Raw genomic sequence first — 17,794 nt, 5'->3', positions numbered from 1 at the left:
GGCGGATTTTACCCGCCCTGCAAATAGCACCAAATCATCAAGACTGCTCAGCCAGGCGGCTGGATTTCCAATAGCTGATCAAACCTGATGCCGAATAAATCCCCAGCGCCGCCCAAATCAAAGAAAAACCAATCAGCCGGTCAGAGCCAAAAGGCTCCTGATACAGCCATACCCCCAGCAATAATTGCAGCGTTGGGCCGATATACTGGATAACGCCCACAGTAGCCAGCTTCAGCGTTCTGGCACCAGAGGCAAACATCAGCAGCGGTAAAGCCGTCACAACCCCCGCCCCCATCAGTAAAGCATCAGTACTCCAGCTGATATTGCCCAGCGCGCCCTGCCCGTGAAACTGAAACCAGAGCAGTGCCGACAGCGCAAAAGGCGCCATCAGGAACGTCTCTAAAGCCAGGCCTTCCAAAGATGGCAGGCTGGCTCTTTTACGCAGCAAGCCATACACGCCAAAGCTCAGGCCCAAACACAGCGCAATCCACGGCAAAGTGCCCGCTGCAATGGTAATCCACAGCACGCCTATGGCAGCAAGGCCTACGGCGAAGCTTTGCGAGCCACTTAAGCGCTCACCCAGAAACAACCTGCCCAGCAAAACATTAATCAGCGGATTAATAAAATAGCCCAGGCTGGCATCCACCACGCGGTTCTCATTCACCGCCCAGATATACAACAGCCAATTGAGCGACAGCAGCAATGAAGACAGTGCAAACACACCCAGCACACGGGGATTTTTAATCGCGGGCAGCAGCCAGCCCCAGTTTTTTTGCAGCAGCAAAATCACCGCCACAAAAACACCAGACCAGACAATACGGTGCGAGATAATCTGCAAGGCATCAATACCATGCAAAGACTTCCAGTAAAGCGGAAACAGGCCCCAAATAATAAAGGCCAGCACGGTAAACAAAACCCCGCGCGAAGTATTGGGAGCAGACATAGAAAAACCAGAGGAAGGAGCCGGAACTGCAGCAAAGAGCTACTTTAATGGATAGCATATGCCACACTCAAGCGTAATTACGCAACAAACTGTAGCAGTAAAGCGAAGTTCAGCAGAAACAGTAAGCAATGCTAAGGCTTAATCAGTCCGGCGGTTGATTGTGGGGCATAATCTGCGCAAGACGAGCGAATACCAACAGAGAGCACAAATGAGTTATCCCGTACGAAGCTGGCACCCAAAAAAATTACTGAATAGCAAATGGACAGCCGTTGCCCCACAGCAGCGCGAAAAGCATTTTCTCGTCGTTAAAGTTGAATTTGACCCCGCAGATGAGCAAAAAGTAACACAGGTCACGCTGGAAGCAGTGCTGAGCAAACGGCATTTCACCCTGCTTTGGAGCGCGCTGGCCGATGAAACACAATGGCGGGCGGGCTGGTTGTAATTTAAAAATCAATGGCTTTGCCGGCTCAAACATCAGTGCACATCAGCAGCCCCCAAAACCTTATTAGAAATTCAGACTGAATATCACGATCAGCCTGCCATAATTCGGTTTTTCTCTATTTTTTAACCCGCTGTCTGCAGATCTTTTATCCCTGACTAATCCCCATCGATAGCCAGCCGCCGGCGGGTTACAATGGCGGGTTGTGGCGGGCTGTCTGCTCTGGCCGCCGTCTTACCCCTATCTGGATCTTGTTATGCTAACGCCCCGCGTGCTGTCTGTTATCCCGCCGATGACTCAGCTCAACACACCCTACCCTTCCACCGCCTATATCACGGGTTTTTTACGCTCAAGAAATATCGATGCGGTGCAGGAAGACTTAGCGCTGGCGCTGGTACTCAAGCTGTTTTCTAAGACAGGCCTGCTGGCCGTCAAAGCCTGTATCGATGCCATGCCCGTTCGCCAACGCAGCTTTCAGGTGCAGGCCTTTGTTGATCAGTTTGATCTTTACCTCGCTACCATCGGCCCGGCGATTGCCTTTTTGCAAGGCAGGGATTCCACCGTGGGCCACCGCATTTGCTCGCGCCAGTTTCTGCCTGAAGGCTCGCGCTTTGAATCCTTGGATGTGTATGTGGACGACGAAGGTGGCGATCCGCTGGCATGGGCGTTTGGCGCACTGGGCATGCAAGACAGGGCGCGGCATCTGGCCACGCTGTATTTAAACGATATTTCCGATGTATTGCGCGATGCGGTCGACCCGCGCTTTGAATTTGTGCGCTATGCCGAATCGCTGGCATCCAGCCAGCCCAGCTTTGATCCACTGGCTAAAGCCCTAGGCGAGCCGCTGAATCTAGTTGATGCCACGCTGCTGGAGCTCACCCTGGCATCGGTTAAAAAACACCAGCCCACCATTGTTCTGGTATCTGTGCCCTTCCCCGGTGCAGTCTATGCCGCATTTAGAATTGCCCAAGCGATTAAGGCACAATTTCCAGACATCGTACTAGCGCTGGGCGGCGGCTTTGTAAATACCGAGCTGCGCGAGATGTCTGACCCGCGCGTATTTGATTATTTTGACTATGTAACGCTGGATGACGGCGAGCGCCCGCTATTAGCACTGCTCGACCATCTGGCAGGCAAACGCAGCCAGCAGCGACTGGTACGCACCTTTGTCAGAAACGATGGGGCAGTCAAATATATTAACTTTGTAGAGCCGGATATCGCCTTTGCCGAAGTTGGCACGCCCACCTGGGATGGCTTGCCGATTGATCGCTACCTGTCGCTGCTGGATATGCTCAACCCCATGCACAGGCTGTGGTCAGACGGGCGTTGGAATAAGCTGACGGTGGCCCATGGTTGCTACTGGAAAAAATGCAGCTTTTGTGATGTGAGCCTCGACTATATCTCCCGCTACGACGGCGCATCGGCGGCCACCCTCGTTGATCGCATCGAAGAAATCATTCAAGAGACCGGCCAGACCGGCTTTCACTTTGTTGATGAAGCCGCCCCGCCTAAAGCGCTGAAAACGCTGGCGGCAGAATTACAAAAACGCAATCTGGCGATTTCATGGTGGGGCAATATCCGCTTTGAAAAATCCTTCAGCGCCGAGCTATGCCAATCGCTGTCCGATAGCGGCTGTATTGCGATTTCTGGCGGGCTGGAAGTCGCCTCGGATCGATTGCTCACCTTAATGAAAAAAGGTGTGTCCATCGATCAAGTCGCCCGTGTCACCCGCTCGTTTACCGACGCCGGCATTCTGGTCCACGCTTACCTGATGTATGGATTCCCGACCCAAACCGTGCAAGACACCGTGGATGCGCTGGAATACGTGCGTCAGCTGTTTGCCGAGGGCTGTATTCAATCCGGCTTTTTCCACCGCTTTGCCTGCACTGTGCATTCGCCAGTCGGCCAGCACCCTGAAGAATACGGCATCGAGCTGCTGCCGCTGCCGGAAGTCACCTTCGCTAAGAACGATGTGGGATTTATCGATCCGACGGGCGTAGACCACGACGCGCTGGGCGTGGCGCTGAACAAAGCGCTGTACAACTATATGCACGGCATTGGGCTGGATGACGATGTGCGGGTATGGTTTAGCGGAAAAGTGCCACGTACCACGGTGCCAAGAAACAAGATTGCAAGGGCGTTGGCGGGGAAAGGCTAGGGCTAAGTAAGAAGCAAGCCAAGCTAAACCTTGAGCCACGGAGTCAAAAGAGGGCACAGCGTTTCACAGAAAAAACCCACTCCGTCTTTTAGCTTTTGCTTTCTATGTTATCGGCTAATGCAGGGCAGGTTGCTAAATCCAGCCCGCCCTGCATGGCTTAATGCGATGCATATTGCACACCACATCGGCACATATTCCCTTCAAAAACAACAAGTTCACCTTGCACTGATTTTACTTCTACGCCATGATGTACTATCTTTTGTACATAGATACCAAGCAAGGAAACATCATGCACGCCCTCACCTACAGCTACACCCGCCAACACCTTGCCGACGTCATGCGCCAAGTCAACGATGACCGCAGCCCCGTTGTCGTGACCACGCAGCGTGGCAAACCTGTGGTGATCATGGCACTGGAAGACTACGAAGCGATGGAAGAAACCGCCTATCTAGCACGCAGCCCCGCCAATGCTCAGCGCCTCAATGAATCTATTACACGGATTCGAGCAGGAATCAGCCAAGAGCGGAATCTGATCGATGCAGATTAGATGGGATGAAGCCGCATGGGATGATTATCTGTACTGGCAAAGCACAGATAAAGCGGTGCTAAAACGAATTAATTTATTAATCAAAGAAACCCAACGCCAACCCTTTGCGGGTATAGGCAAACCAGAACCACTAAAACACCAATACAGCGGCTTTTGGTCACGCCGCATCACCGACGAGCACCGGCTGGTTTATTGCATACACGATGAAGCTTTGGTGATTGCCCAATGTCGTTACCATTACTAATTAAATTGGGCCTAGCCCTCGTTTTATCCATCTTTTAATCTTTAAAATGGCTACGGATCAAAAAAGCAACACCACAATAAGGCAGCCAGATAATAAACGCCAGAGCCCCACCAAATAAAGCACCGTGAGCAGGATCTAATTGCATAGCCACATACAGAGCACCTCCACCAAAAAATAAACCTGCAATCGGTAAATGGTCGGCTAGTTTTAGACTTGCTGCTTTAAAGTTTGCGATGATATTCACCATGTGTGATCATATGTATTCAAAAAATATATTAAACGGCTGAAGTGTTGGGCTGATAAGGCTTTAGCCCAACCTACAGTACTAGGACGGGCTAGCCGAAGGCGTAACCCACCAAGTTGACTCCGACATCGCAAGAAGCAATCAGCACGGGTTGAAAAAAACAACCCGTCCTACATGCCTACCTTAAACCCACTGATCATTCTCGACACTACGTCCCCCCTTTGCACAATCGCCAGTATTCACAACCCCTCGTGGTTCTATCAGCATCAGCTTCACCTCTGCGAGAGCATAAGGCTTGTGCTCGACGCCCTTCGGTACCACGGCTATCTGACCAGCGCGCAGCACAATAGAACCGTCTCCCGAATGCCCCCCGCGAAAATCGATGCGCAACTCGCCTTCGAGCACGAAAAACGCTTCGTCAGTATCAGCATGCTGGTGCCACAGAAACTCGCCTTCGACCTTCACAACCTTAAATTGATAGTCGTTCATTTCCGCCACTACGCGCGGTTGCCAGTAAGCAGTGATCTGCGCGATCTTGTTGCTTAGGTCAATAGTCCGACACTGACCGCGATCAGTTGGTGCGGAGGCATGGTTTAAGGATTGGGACATTGTTTTCTCTATTTAAAGTTAAATGAGTCAACGATACCCATGCTTCTTATGGAAGTATTGAATGATTGTGGCTGCTTTTAGCAATGCTAGACACCGCTAACGACCCGAAGCCAGCGCCCCGGCGTTAGCCCAAATGTCTTCGAAAAGTGTCGCGTCATATGGCTCTGATCAGCAAAACCTGCGGCCGCTGCAGCGGAAGCGAGCGAGGTACCTGAGATCAGCATGCGCCGCACTGAATCAAGGCGTCGCATTGTCAGATAACGGTATGGGCTTGTACCGTAGAACGTACGAAAGTCGTTCGACAAACTCCAGCGATCGCGGCCCGTTGCCTTTTCGAGTTGCTCGAGCGTAACAACACGCTCGAAACTGGCGTGTAGATAGTCGCGTGCACACTGGGCAGCGAGGAAGTCGCCCTTTGGGCGTCGTGCGGGCATACCAGCAACAGCGGCAAGCGCGTGTGCCAATTCGGCAAGAGCATCACTTTGTTCAAAGGGTTCGAGCAAATCGCTGACAGGCTGTAGCAATGTCGCAGTTGCTGCCGCAAGACGCAGATCGGTTGTTACGCCACCTTCAATAAACGGAAGAGTCCGCCCACCAAGAACCTCCTGAAAAAGCGCAGGTTGTACATAAATCATTCGGTACTGGAATCCTTCGTCAGTACCCGCTTGCCCATCGTGGGCCTCGTCAGGATGTAAAACGATTGTGTTTCCAGGCAGGCTGTTTCGCTGATCACGTCGATATTTGAAACTCTGGACTCCAGTGAGCGTGCGGCCAATCGCATAAGTATCATGGCGATGCACGGAATACGCATTGCCGTGAAACCATGCTTCGATACGCTCAACGCCATCTATGGGTTCCGCATGCTTCACCCAATCAAGACATGTATTTGGTGTTTGTCGGTTCATGTCTTGATATACATCCAAATCAAGTTTATCGATCCGCTCGGTATAAATCACAATGCCCTTGGCGTAAAGCTGAACAACATTCTATTTCAAGTGTACATACTGATTTTACGCTTAGCTCCTCCCCCATTTTTACTTATTTCATTTTTCCTCAACCCCAACAAATACCCACAATACCCCAAATCCAATAAAGTCGAAGCCACAGCAAGGGTTAAGATAAAGTAATCGTGTGGATAATGCAGATACATAAATATTGAAACTAAACCCGTGCCCAAAGTACGCATCCAGGCTATCGCCCATGCGTAGCCAATGGTGGAGGGTTGTTGTACTAATAAAATAAAGCAAAGCAGGCTGATAATAAACTGGCAGATATAGGCAGAGCGTGCGCCGATAGGGGTTTCAATACCGGATAGCGCCATAGTCCAATAAAGTAAAATAAAGAAAACCACGCTGCCCCACACAATCGGCGAGTAATTGCGTTTAAATAGGTGCGTGGTAAATTGGCCTGTGCCAAGTTTTAATACCTGCCAGAAAATAAATAAATCAAAAAATAGCCACGCCCGATAGGTCCAGACTAAAAATACGCCCATATCGGTACGCAGCAATACGCCCCATACAAATTCCCAGGCTAAATTACTTGCGGCGGCAATCACGGCCATTTCGACGCATTGATGGCGCTTGGCCTGCAATAAAATCAGCACATACGCAATCACCCAAAGCAGGCAGCCAATCGCAAAAAAAGCCAGCTGCAATGGCGTATAAAGGCTGCCATCTATGCTGACTGTATTGAACCAAGCTTCTGCGTGATTGCTGCCCGTGCCAAGCAGCATCATGCTTCGCTCCTTTGTGGCATAGGGCATTGCGCTGCGGATGGGCGCATTTGTTCGGGGATTTGAAAAGCTTGGCCGCAATAGGGGCTGGCCCAGTGCTTTTGCAAGACTTCCATAAAGTGTTCACCATACTCTTGCATAAAGCTTTCTACGGTATGCGAGCTATTGGCCAGGCGGCTTTTCCAGCGGAAAACCCAGCGCAGCACATCCAGCATCCAGCTCCAGCTGTTGTGCTTTTTAAGCCCCAGATAGCTGGCATTACGGCTGCCTAAAAGCTTGACCATTAATTCAGGCACAAGGTCTGCAGCAAGATCGGGCAAGTTGGATTGCAAAAAGGCCACATGGGCTTTGGTCAGTAATTTACCGGCATCAGAGGGGCCAAAGTTACGGCGCTGTAAGGCTCGCCAAACTTCACGCGCCTCATTGATATTCACGGGCATGGCTTCTGGATGAATACCCAGTGCGGCACCTATCACGCGCCATAAATACAGCTGGTCTTCTTCCTGCTCTTTACTGACTTTAACCCCCAGCTGACGCAAGCCTTCGATTGCTTGTTGAGAGAACGCCAGCATGGTGCCGATCAGCTCTTCCTGATTAATCGGCACACCCCAGTCTGCATGCCAGTTTTCTGTAGCACCACGCTGTTTTGAGCGGGCAAAATGCCGAACTGCCGCATGGATTAATCGAATCTTACGAACAGTCATCAAGCCCTTACCACCAGGCTCAAGACCACCGGGCTCGACCACATTCAGAATAAAACGCAGCGTTTCTGAAGCACGGCGCTCAAAGTGCCCGCTAAGCTGGCCGGTCGCCGCCAGAACCTGCGCCCCGCCCACCCGCCCGGCATACAGCACGGGCAGAGAGCGGCACATCAGGCTGATACCAAAGGGAATGCCGTAGGTAGTAAAAAACTGTTGTGCCCGTTCTAATCGGGCAGCATCCACATCATCGGGCAGTTTGGCCGTGGCTTCTAAATAAGCCAGTAATTTGGGTGGGGTATCATTGGGCCATGCTATATATGTATCCAGCTGAGCCAAAATCTGATTAGCCTTGTTGATATTGCCGTTCAGAATCAAATCGCGCATACAAAGATCTGCGAGAGGATCTGCACTTATTTTGAGTTGGTCGAGCGTGGCATCAGACCAGATAGGAGCATTAATTCGTAGCATCACAATTTTACGCGCGTTCCTGCAGAGATCATGGTGAAAAACGATGATTTGTTTACCAAAAAAGCAAACAAACAGTCAGTGGCCGACAACAGTACGTCAGGTTTAGAGGCGGTTTCAATAAATAATATCCATATCAATAGAAAGCGCTATAGCCTTTTTTCACCTAAAGCACGTATTATGCCGCTCTCATTATTCGCGACTTTAACCATTTTAACGCAAGTATTACTTGCACTGTTATTTTTTATTGTTTTTGAAGAAAGCTTCAATCAGGGCAAAGAAAATATATCGCATGCTTTTACTAAGTAAATAGACCTTGTTTATCCTGACACTCCATCCTCTTCTCAGGACTATCACCCAATACTGGCTTGGGCTGTGTCTGGCTGTGTTTTTGTTAAGCCCGGCACAGGCATTCACGGTCTATGAAGACATGGCAGGCGTTCAGATCGAGCATGAGCTGAAAGTGTGGCAAGACCCAAGCCGCCGCCTTGATGTGCACGGGGCGGAAAAGCAGCGCGATGCCGGCCAGTTTCACACTCCCGAAGGCCTGCTGCATGTGCTGGGCTACTCCCGTAATGCTGTCTGGTTTTCATTTCGCTTGGATAATCCCGGCCCCAACCCCATCAGTCATTATCTTGAATATACCGAGGCGCAAATCGGCGGAGTTACCCTTTACACGCGTCAAAAGGGTGAGCCATGGCAAAGCCAGCACTTTAATGCCGCGCAAAGCGAGCACAGCCGCCCCTTAGCCACAGTGCGCCCCATTTTTTTGCAAAAAATTCAGGCCAATACTCAGCTGGAAGTGCTGATGCGGGTGGTTTACAGCGAAGAAGAAGATATGGCCGGGCCGATTGTTTCTGATGTCCGGATATGGGGAGAAAAAGAATTTCTGCAGGCCAATAACCGGGAAATGCTGCTTTGGGGTGGCATGCTCGGCATCATGCTTTTAGTTTCTTTTGCTGCCTTAGCTGTGTTTTCTGCCGCCAGAGATCAGACCTTTTTATTTTACGGCCTTAATTTAATTACCCTTACCCTGGCCCATTTAAGTGCCACAGGTTTAATGCCCCTATATTTATGGCAAGGGCAATACAGCCTTACTCTTTTATATCTATTAAGTGGCTTTTATTATATTTGTGCCGCCCAGTTTGTACGGCTCTATTTAAAAACCTCACAAATCACACCAAGGCTTGATATTGGATTAAAAGCCATTATTGCCTGTGGCGCTATCAGCAGCGCAGCAGCGTTATTTGGTTTTACCCAGTTTGCGCTGCTGGCTTTAGAAATGGGCGGCGCAGGATTTTTACTCCATATTGCGGCCAGCTTATATGCGGTGCGCTATAGGGTTTCCGGAGCCAGATTATTTGCACTGGCCTGGACTATTTATACGGTATCGATCACGGTGACCTGGGGCTTACGTGGTTTTGGCCTGATTGACCATACGCCATTAAGCTACCGCTATAATTCTGTTGGCATTGTGATTGAAATTTTATTATTCAGCGCTGCAATGGCGCTGCGCGTAGCAGAAATAAACCGCCAGAAAGAACGACTTGAACACGCCTATCGCCTGCAATTAGAAAGAGAAGCGTCAGAGCTGGAAGCGCTGGTGATGCAGCGCACGCACGAGCTGGATCTGGCCCGGCGCGACGCGGAAGCGGGCAATCTTGCCAAGGGCAATTTCCTTGCCCATGTAAGCCACGAAATCCGCACGCCGCTGACTTCTATTCTGGGCTATGTAGACAGGCTGAAACACGACAGCACGCTCAATACAGCCCAGCAGCAAAGCTTGTCGCATATTGCAGACAGCTGCGATTACTTATTAAGCCTGATTGGAAATGTGCTTAATGTCAGCAAATTAGAAGTGGGCCTCGCCCAGCTGGATGAAAGCACAATTTCAATTGAGGTTTTAGTCCGGCAGTTAAAATCACTTTTTGAAGAGCAGGCTAAATCAAAAAATATCAGCTTTACAATTCATTCTGAATTACAGGGTGATTTTGTATTAGACACAGGTAAATTACGCCAGATATTGGTTAATTTAGTTGGCAATGCCATTAAGTTTACAGAGCAAGGCAGTGTGCGCTTGTCTCTCAGCCTTGAGCAAATAAACGGTCAATCCTGCTTAATGGCCGAAGTCATTGATACCGGCCCGGGTATTGCCGAAGCAGATTGCCAGAAAGTATTTGCACCTTTCGAGCAAACCTGGCTGGGAAAACGCGCTGGAGGCGCGGGCTTAGGCTTATCCATCTGCAAAGACTTTGCACAATTAATGGGCGGCAGTATTTCATTAGTAAGCGAGCTGGGAAAAGGCGCTAATTTCAGCATTTGCGTGCCGGTACAAAGTAAGGCTGCTGGCTCTCTGGCACCGCTTTACAGCGCAGAAACCATCAGGCTGGATGGGCAAACCATCTTAATCGCAGAAGATCAGGAAATTAACCGCGAATTACTCAATGAGCTGCTCCATACCGCAGGCGCTCAGGTCATTGCCTGTGAAGACGGTCTTTCCGCACTAAGCGCCTGGCGTACAGCAGGCCCGATTGATACCGTGCTGCTGGATTACCATATGCCGCTTATGAACGGCATGCAGGTTTCCAGAAGTTTACGAGCCCTTCATTTCAAAGGCCGTATTTTGCTGGTCAGCGCCGGGCATTCACCCAATAAAGCAGATCTCGCTGCAGCGGGCATCGACCAGTGGATAGAAAAACCTTTCCACCGCACCACTCTTTTTGCCGCCTTAGCGCAGAGCAAAGCCCAGGCAATACCAGAGCCGGAACTGGCTATCCTGGATTTGGAGCAGGTCGCGCAGGCTTTGGCATATCCTCCCGAAAAATGTATCAAAGTTGCACAAAGAGGCCTAGACAGAATTACGCTGCTCTTTACCCTGCTGACAGAAGAGCCGCTCTTTGAAAACCGTCAGCGGCATGCCCATAGTGCCAAGGGTATTGCAGGGCAAATTGGAGCAAATCGCTTAAGCCATTGCCTGGGGCAATTAGAAAATCAGCCCGATGATCCCGCCATCCGATTGCAGGCTCAGGCAGAGATAGAAGCGGCCTTAAGCCAGCTGCAGAAAAACCAGCCTGCCTGATCAGGCAGACTGTTAAAAAGACCACCCTAGCTTGCATGGCTGAATTCTATGGCGGCAAGGGGCAGGGAAACAGGTATAATCCTTACGCCTGAGCACGGGCATTCTTCGTGGTATTTATTACTAAATTTCGCAGGAATACGTAAAAAACTCAGATAAAACGGCTCGACAGCGCCCTGTCTGGCCGTTTTATGCTTTATAAGACTTAACTTAGCTGATTAAGGGTTTTGGGATTATTTGTTTGGGCTTTAGAATCCCCTGCTATTTTTTAAATCTGGCAGCCTTGCCTCCCTTAAGCGATCGCAGCGGGAAAAACCGGTTTGAGACAGAATTCATTCATTTTTTGCAAAGAGTTGGTGGTGATGTCTCCCCGATGTGCCTGCAAAAATGAGCGATAAACAAAGCCGCTTTTTCCACAGCGGATCAGCCTTAAGCATGGCATGCTGCTGGCCCACAAGGTTTGCACTACAGTGATTAAACTTGAAAACGTCAGCAAGGCTTATCGGGTCGATGGCCGCGATATCCCGGCACTTGCTGGTGTGTCTTTATCGATTACCGCAGGTTCTGTATTTGGCATTATCGGCCACTCCGGCGCGGGTAAATCCACGCTGATTCGCCTGATCAATTTATTAGAGCGCCCTAGCGGCGGGCGCATTTTGCTCGACGGCGATGATGTAACTGAGCTGAACGCCTCGGCCCTGCGTGGCCTGCGCCAGCAGGTTGGCATGATTTTCCAGCACTTTAATTTGCTGGGTTCCAAAACCATAGGCGAAAACGTTGCCTTTCCTTTAAAGATTGCCGGCACGCTCAACAAGGCTCAAATCGCGCAGCGCGTAGATGAATTACTGGCCCTCGTAGGCCTCTCCGATCATCGCGATAAATACCCGGCGCAACTATCCGGCGGCCAAAAGCAGCGCGTCGGTATTGCCCGTGCACTGGCAAATCGCCCTAAAGTGCTGCTTTGCGACGAAGCCACCAGCGCGCTTGATCCGCAAACCACACAATCTGTTTTGCAATTACTGCTGGATATTAATAAGCAGCTGGGCCTGACCATTGTTTTGATCACGCATGAAATGGATGTGATCCGCACGATTTGTGATCGCGTGGCCGTGATTGATGGCGGCCAGATTGTGGAAGAAGGGCCGGTTACGCAAGTATTTTTGCATCCCAAACACCCCACTACCCGCCGCTTTGTATTCGAAGCTGAGCATATCGATGAAAACAAGCAGTACGACGATTACAAGCACGTTGAAGGCAAAATCGTACGCCTGACCTTTATTGGCAATTCAACATACCAGCCGATTCTGGGCTCGGTAGCCAGAGATTGCGCGGTAGATTTTAGTATCTTGGCCGGCCGTATCGAGCGTATTAAAGATACGCCTTGCGGCCAGCTTACCCTTGCCCTGAGCGGCCGGGATGTAGACGCGGCTCTCGCCCGCTTTAGCGCTGAAGGGATTGATGTAGAGGTATTACGCTAATGGAATTCTTTAATCAACTGACCGCCAATATTGATTGGGCAGAAATCTGGCTGGCAGGGCAAGATACGCTGCTGATGCTGGCTGGCTCCTTAGTATTTACGCTGGTACTTGGCCTGCCACTGGGCGTGCTGCTGTTTTTAACCGGCAAGCGCCAGCTGCTTGATCAGCCTGCGGTTTACGGGGTTTTATCTTTTCTTGTAAACGTACTGCGCTCTGTGCCGTTTGTGATCTTACTGATTATCATGATTCCGTTTACGGTACTGATTGCAGGTACTTCACTGGGTGTAGCAGGGGCAATCCCGCCGCTGGTGGTTGGTGCAACGCCTTTCTTTGCCCGCCTGGTTGAAACGGCCCTGCGTGAAGTAGACCGGGGCATTATTGAAGCCACCCAATCTATGGGTGCAAGCACAAGGCAAATTGTATTTGGCGCCCTGCTGCCCGAAGCCCTGCCGGGTATTTTGGCGGCCATTACGGTCACCGCCATTACCCTGGTTTCCTATGCGGCCATGTCGGGTGTGATCGGTGGTGGCGGCCTGGGTGATCTGGCGATTCGATTTGGTTATCAGCGCTTTCAGACCGATGTAATGGTGGTCACGGTGATCCTGCTGCTGATTCTGGTGCAGATCTTACAAATGATTGGCGATCGCTTGGTTACGCGCTTTAGCCGTAAATAAACCAGAACTTTTACGCCAGACGATGTCTTAAGCCTTAAAATACGAACTGCTTTTTTGGTGTTTACCTTACAAGGGAATAAACTTTTATGAAAAAGATCATTGCGCTACTCACAGCGGCCTTAGCTTTTAATGCACAAGCCGCAGATACACTCACTATTGGCGCAACGGCAGTTCCTCATGCCGAGCTGCTGGAATTTGTAAAACCACAGCTGGCTAAAGAAGGCGTAGACCTGAAAATCAAAGTATTTACTGATTATGTACAGCCTAATGTGCAATTAGCAGAAAAACGCTTAGACGCTAATTTCTTCCAGCACAAACCTTATCTGGATGAATTCAATAAGGGTAAAGGCACCCGCCTGCAAAGCGTGGCTCTGGTACATGTTGAGCCATTTGGTGCTTATTCCAGCAAAGTTAAATCGCTGAAAGACCTGAGCGAGGGCGCAACCGTAGCGATTCCTAACGACGCCACCAACGGCGGCCGCGCACTCTTGCTGCTGGAAAAAGCAGGCATCATTAAGCTGAAAGACAGCAAAAACATCCTGTCTACCAGCCGCGATATCGTAGAAAACAGCAAGAAGCTAAAATTCCGCGAGCTGGAAGCCGCCACCCTGCCACGCGTGCTGACCCAAGTTGATTTAGCCCTGATCAACACCAACTACGCCCTTGCTGCCAACCTCAACCCAAGCAAAGATGCGCTGGCCATTGAAGGCGCACAATCGCCTTACGCCAACATCCTTGTAGCCCGCCCGGATAACGCAGCCAGCCCGGCCATGAAAAAACTGATTGCCGCTTTAAACAGCCCTGCTGTTAAAACGTTTATCACTGAAAAATACAAAGGCGCGATTGTTCCGGCCTTTTAATGCCTGAATAAACCACCCTTAATAAACCCAGGCTGTGAAGCCTGGGTTTTTTTATGCCCTCTCTGCCCTCTGCCCCCTGCTGAACATCCCCTCCCCCTTACAGGCCATGCTTTGCTGCAAGCAAATAAGCGGCTTGCTACGCCCAGACTCTGTTACCTCATCTTTTTTTAGCAAAGCAAAAATTAAGAACTATCATCATTTCTAAGATTTATAAAAGTAAGTGTATTGTAAATAAAAAATAATAAAAACTTACTAATTATAAATTTTATTCTTTCAAAAAGTTGATAACCCGCTTGGCACAGCCACTGGGCCGTGTTTAAGCCAGCCTGCGATGGGCAATGGCCCCAATCTGGCTCAATGCAAACCACTTTTAAGAGGTCAAAATGAAGCTCGCTACCACGCCACACCAGCAAGTGCAGCATCTGATCCATAGCTCGTTTGAGGGCAGTAACACAGCTAGGTTTCCGGTAAAAGGGCAAGGAACGGTGTCGGTTCAGCCCGGCTCATTCAATGCCTTTGCTATCGAACTGAAAAGCGACAATAGCAACGCTGTCCGCTTGGAGATTGAAGCCAGCGGCGTTCGCCTTCTCTATAACGGCGTTGAAATTTCTAAAAAATCCGGGGTTGGGCTCAACCCAAGCGGCGAGCTGCAGCCCTATTGGCTTAGCCTCGACAGCAATAACAAACGGATACGCTACGGTAAGGGCGAAATGCTGCGCACGCTGATGCTTTTTGAATACAGCTGGGCACAGGCAGCAGATAAGCAGCTCAATACTGCTGAAATCAATACGATTAATATTCAAAATACTGAAGTCAGTAAGCTGCAGCTGCTGGCCATCCCTGTCAATCTTGACCCATCACCGCATATTGTTTCTATGGATGATGTAACGCTGGAGCTGCTGGCTGACAACAAAATCAGTGTGATAGCGGATCTGCCAGAGGCTTGCCAGCGGCTCTATGCCAATGTTGCAGGCAAAAGCATGAGCCTGCGCCCGGCCGATTTTCCTGATTTCCCCGAAGCGATTCAGCACTCCATCCTGACGCCAGATTGTATTTGCTACAAAAAATTAGCAGAAAAACCAGCCGAATTTGGCTATCTGCGCATCACAATTGATACCAATCTGGGCGATTCACCCGGCCAGCCCTATGTGTTAGAAATATGGCCAGCCGGCAATGGCTCGCCCATTCACGACCATGGTGATGCCTGTGCCGTGATTAAAGTGCTGTATGGGCAAATTCAGGTCTCCTGGTTTGCAGCGCTCAGCCCTCAGCTTTTAACACCATGGGGAAAAGTGATTGCCCAGACCGATGAAGTCACTTTTCTGACCCCGGATTATTATCAGATTCACCAATTATTTAATCCCAAACCCAAGGGCGATCAATTCTGCGCAACGATTCAATCTTATCGCTACGAAGCAGATGATACCCAGCACTATGAATACTTTGATTACATTGAAGACGGGCAGATTAAGCAATTTGATCCGGATTCGGATTGGGCCTATTCAGACTTTAAAGCGCAAATTCGTGAAGAATGGCTGGCCCGCTGGCAGGAAGGCCCGGCAGGGGAACAGAGCAGAAATTTTGACGATCATCCGGCAGCCAATGCCAGACTCTCACAACTTTATATTCGCTCTGACTGGGTGATTGATGCCATACAAGCTGTATACGACACGCAAACCATGCCACAACATGGTGGCAATGGCGGGCAGCTGACCACCATTACCTTTGCCAGCGACGAATATATTACTGAGGTATCGGGGCAAGTCGGGCAATATAAATTTGGCAATGTTACTTGTATTGCAGAGCTTAAAATCCGCACCAATAAACGTTTATTGCCCGCTATTGGTAAAGCAGAATCTGTGAGCAATTTAAAACCATTCAGTTTTACAGCACCAGCACAAAATGAAATCATCAGCTTTTTTGGCCATAGCAGCGAATATATCAATGGCCTGGGTATTCGTTTTCGCCCGCGTTAACTGACTGCGCACAAAGGGGGCTATAAACCCCCTTTGTGCCTGAATGAGCAAGCCCCCGCCATTGAGCAGCCGCAATAAAGTACAAAGTACACGTACAGACCTGCCGCCCCATGCAGGGCGTTCAGTGATGGCAGCTGTTATAATCCGGCCAATCTGAATCAACTTTGTAGAAAAAACATCATGGCGAATATCCCTGCTTGCCCACAATGCACATTAGAAAACACCTATCCGGATGCAGAAAACTACATCTGTGCAGACTGTGGTTTTGAATGGCCAATGCAAGAAGCTGCCAGTGATGACAGTGACGACACCATCGTTAAAGACGCCAACGGCACCGTGCTGGCTGATGGCGATGCCGTGGTTCTGATCAAAGATTTAAAAGTCAAAGGCACATCCACCGTGCTGAAACAAGGCTCTAAAGTGAAGAGCATTCGCCTGGTATCCGGCGGGGATCATGAAGTAGATTGCCGCATGGATGCAGGCAACTTTATGCTGAAGGCTTGTTTTTTGAAAAAGGCTTAAGCCACAGCAAGGCGATACACCGCTCATTCAGTGCCTTAGTCTGGCCTTGCTTGAGCAAATCGAAAAAATGCCAACCCTTATAAATAGGGGCTGGCATTTTTTATGCTGCAATCAAAAATCAATTGATCGCATCTTTCTCATAATAAGCAGAGCGCGGGCCATATAAAAGACCACTAGGTCGGCCAGCTGATAACAGCCTATTGCTCGCAATTCCTGCAATCGGATAGCCAGCATCCATCACACTATTTGCAATCTGCTTAATCGCTGCAGTAACCAAGACGGCAATTAAGCCCCCTCCTGAATTACTCGATTCACTACTTGATGCAGATGCAAGCCCTGTCCATAGCACCTTGCCAGTTTTCAAATCCACTAACTTGGCATTTGCGGTCACTTCAGTCACGCTGTCAATAATCATATAGGTCGTGCCGTACTTGTTAATCGTGATATAGAGCGCAGCATCTGCACCAAAAATCTCTTTTAACTTATTGGCTGACACCCCATGAATTTCTGCAGCGTTACTCAAACCATTTTGCTTAAAAGTTTCATTCGCTAAAGTGACAGGCAATACATAATAGCCAGCCTCTGCCAATGGATAAGACACCTGAGACAACATGCTATATGTTGCATTCACATCGGGTGATTCATTTAACGGAGGCAGTACCAAAATTGAGCGAGGCCTGCTTTCTTTCAGTGCCGTATAGTCGTACTTCTTTGGTGTAGCGCAGCCTGTAGCCAGCATCAAGGCAGATAGACAAGCAGCTAATTTCACAATCTTTAACATCACATCCCTCTTACAGCTTGGTTTTTTTCAGCAAGAAATCCATATAAGTCGCAGACTCAGGAAACAACTCTTTCTCTGTCTTAAACTCTTTCTCAACCAGATCAAGTTTACCAATACTTGAATACAACAGCCCCAGATGTGCATGATATCCAGGAGGTGGCCGGTTGCCTTTAGCATGGATTTTTTGTAAATCAGCTTCAAGAATGCCGATCTGAGCCCAATGCTGTTCACTTTATAGTCAAATGATGGATAATTGATAGATAATTTCTTTTTTTCATTAATCATGAAGTATGGCGAGCAGAGCTGCACATTTGGAAGATTCGATTCGAATATCTGACTACTTAA

19 protein-coding genes are annotated in these 17,794 nt (G+C 49.5%); 11 read left to right on the top strand and 8 right to left on the bottom strand.

Features of this window, described 5'->3' with window-relative positions; all coding sequences use genetic code 11:
* Positions 1-37: 37 nt before the first annotated feature.
* The gene (gene rarD, locus CSQ88_RS04940; protein ID WP_099396992.1) at positions 38-943 is read right to left on the bottom strand and encodes an EamA family transporter RarD; all 906 of its coding nucleotides are present in this window, start codon (positions 941-943) and stop codon (positions 38-40) included.
* A 208-nt stretch (positions 944-1,151) separates the two neighbouring features.
* Here rarD and CSQ88_RS04935 point away from each other — a divergent pair, with 208 nt between their 5' ends.
* The 4 genes from CSQ88_RS04935 (at position 1,152) to CSQ88_RS04920 (ending at position 4,331) form a co-directional block, all read left to right on the top strand.
* Positions 1,152-1,385: a TIGR02450 family Trp-rich protein gene (locus CSQ88_RS04935; RefSeq protein WP_099396991.1), complete on the top strand. Its 234-nt coding sequence runs from the start codon at positions 1,152-1,154 to the stop codon at positions 1,383-1,385.
* A 253-nt stretch (positions 1,386-1,638) separates the two neighbouring features.
* Positions 1,639-3,540, top strand: a complete 1,902-nt coding sequence (locus tag CSQ88_RS04930) for a radical SAM protein (RefSeq protein WP_099396990.1) — start codon at positions 1,639-1,641, stop codon at positions 3,538-3,540.
* 289 nt (positions 3,541-3,829) lie between these two features.
* Positions 3,830-4,087 carry a type II toxin-antitoxin system Phd/YefM family antitoxin gene (locus CSQ88_RS04925; protein WP_099396989.1) on the top strand — a complete coding sequence of 86 codons (258 nt, stop codon included), beginning with the start codon at positions 3,830-3,832 and terminating at the stop codon, positions 4,085-4,087.
* On the top strand, positions 4,077-4,331 hold the full coding sequence (locus CSQ88_RS04920; RefSeq protein WP_099396988.1) for a Txe/YoeB family addiction module toxin: 255 nt from the start codon (positions 4,077-4,079) through the stop codon (positions 4,329-4,331). Before CSQ88_RS04925 ends, CSQ88_RS04920 begins: the two co-directional genes overlap by 11 nt.
* Before the next feature lie 34 nt (positions 4,332-4,365).
* On the opposite strand, the gene CSQ88_RS04915 is transcribed toward CSQ88_RS04920, so the two are convergent.
* From CSQ88_RS04915 to CSQ88_RS04895, 5 genes are all read right to left on the bottom strand, one after another.
* On the bottom strand, positions 4,366-4,578 hold the full coding sequence (locus CSQ88_RS04915) for a hypothetical protein (RefSeq protein WP_099396987.1): 213 nt from the start codon (positions 4,576-4,578) through the stop codon (positions 4,366-4,368).
* A gap of 180 nt (positions 4,579-4,758) precedes the next feature.
* Positions 4,759-5,184 (bottom strand): cupin domain-containing protein, encoded by a 426-nt coding sequence (locus CSQ88_RS04910; RefSeq protein WP_099396986.1) that lies wholly within the window; start codon positions 5,182-5,184, stop codon positions 4,759-4,761.
* Between the two features lie 86 nt (positions 5,185-5,270).
* Positions 5,271-6,140, bottom strand: coding sequence for an AraC family transcriptional regulator (locus CSQ88_RS04905; protein ID WP_257212462.1), 870 nt, complete (start codon positions 6,138-6,140; stop codon positions 5,271-5,273).
* Between the two features lie 35 nt (positions 6,141-6,175).
* On the bottom strand, positions 6,176-6,919 hold the full coding sequence (locus tag CSQ88_RS04900) for a hypothetical protein (protein WP_099396985.1): 744 nt from the start codon (positions 6,917-6,919) through the stop codon (positions 6,176-6,178).
* On the bottom strand, positions 6,916-8,001 hold the full coding sequence (locus CSQ88_RS04895; protein ID WP_180273529.1) for an oxygenase MpaB family protein: 1,086 nt from the start codon (positions 7,999-8,001) through the stop codon (positions 6,916-6,918). The genes CSQ88_RS04900 and CSQ88_RS04895 overlap by 4 nt, the downstream gene beginning before the upstream one ends.
* A gap of 114 nt (positions 8,002-8,115) precedes the next feature.
* Between CSQ88_RS04895 and CSQ88_RS04890 the strand changes: the two genes are divergently transcribed.
* From CSQ88_RS04890 to CSQ88_RS04860, 7 genes are all read left to right on the top strand, one after another.
* Positions 8,116-8,391, top strand: coding sequence for a hypothetical protein (locus CSQ88_RS04890; protein WP_099396983.1), 276 nt, complete (start codon positions 8,116-8,118; stop codon positions 8,389-8,391).
* A gap of 82 nt (positions 8,392-8,473) precedes the next feature.
* Positions 8,474-11,161 carry a hybrid sensor histidine kinase/response regulator gene (locus CSQ88_RS04885; RefSeq protein WP_143449413.1) on the top strand — a complete coding sequence of 896 codons (2,688 nt, stop codon included), beginning with the start codon at positions 8,474-8,476 and terminating at the stop codon, positions 11,159-11,161.
* A 467-nt stretch (positions 11,162-11,628) separates the two neighbouring features.
* Positions 11,629-12,636: a methionine ABC transporter ATP-binding protein gene (locus tag CSQ88_RS04880; RefSeq protein WP_099397078.1), complete on the top strand. Its 1,008-nt coding sequence runs from the start codon at positions 11,629-11,631 to the stop codon at positions 12,634-12,636.
* The gene (locus CSQ88_RS04875) at positions 12,636-13,310 is read left to right on the top strand and encodes a methionine ABC transporter permease (protein ID WP_099396981.1); all 675 of its coding nucleotides are present in this window, start codon (positions 12,636-12,638) and stop codon (positions 13,308-13,310) included. The genes CSQ88_RS04880 and CSQ88_RS04875 overlap by 1 nt, the downstream gene beginning before the upstream one ends.
* 86 nt (positions 13,311-13,396) lie before the next feature.
* Positions 13,397-14,170, top strand: coding sequence for a MetQ/NlpA family ABC transporter substrate-binding protein (locus CSQ88_RS04870; protein ID WP_099396980.1), 774 nt, complete (start codon positions 13,397-13,399; stop codon positions 14,168-14,170).
* Between the two features lie 383 nt (positions 14,171-14,553).
* Positions 14,554-16,146: a jacalin-like lectin gene (locus CSQ88_RS04865; protein WP_099396979.1), complete on the top strand. Its 1,593-nt coding sequence runs from the start codon at positions 14,554-14,556 to the stop codon at positions 16,144-16,146.
* A 180-nt stretch (positions 16,147-16,326) separates the two neighbouring features.
* Positions 16,327-16,668 carry a zinc ribbon domain-containing protein YjdM gene (locus CSQ88_RS04860; protein WP_099396978.1) on the top strand — a complete coding sequence of 114 codons (342 nt, stop codon included), beginning with the start codon at positions 16,327-16,329 and terminating at the stop codon, positions 16,666-16,668.
* Positions 16,669-16,786: 118 nt separating this feature from the next.
* On the opposite strand, the gene CSQ88_RS04855 is transcribed toward CSQ88_RS04860, so the two are convergent.
* On the bottom strand, positions 16,787-17,440 hold the full coding sequence (locus CSQ88_RS04855) for a DUF799 domain-containing protein (RefSeq protein WP_374700456.1): 654 nt from the start codon (positions 17,438-17,440) through the stop codon (positions 16,787-16,789).
* 19 nt (positions 17,441-17,459) lie between these two features.
* Complete coding sequence (locus CSQ88_RS04850) at positions 17,460-17,660, bottom strand: DUF4810 domain-containing protein (protein WP_099396976.1); 201 nt, start codon at positions 17,658-17,660, stop codon at positions 17,460-17,462.
* Positions 17,661-17,794 lie beyond the last annotated feature (134 nt).

Origin of the sequence: Iodobacter sp. BJB302 (assembly GCF_002735645.1) — a bacterium.
Classification (GTDB): Bacteria; Pseudomonadota; Gammaproteobacteria; order Burkholderiales; family Chitinibacteraceae; genus Iodobacter.
Note: the sequence above shows the minus strand (reverse complement) of the source record. Positions and strands in the feature narration are given on the sequence as shown.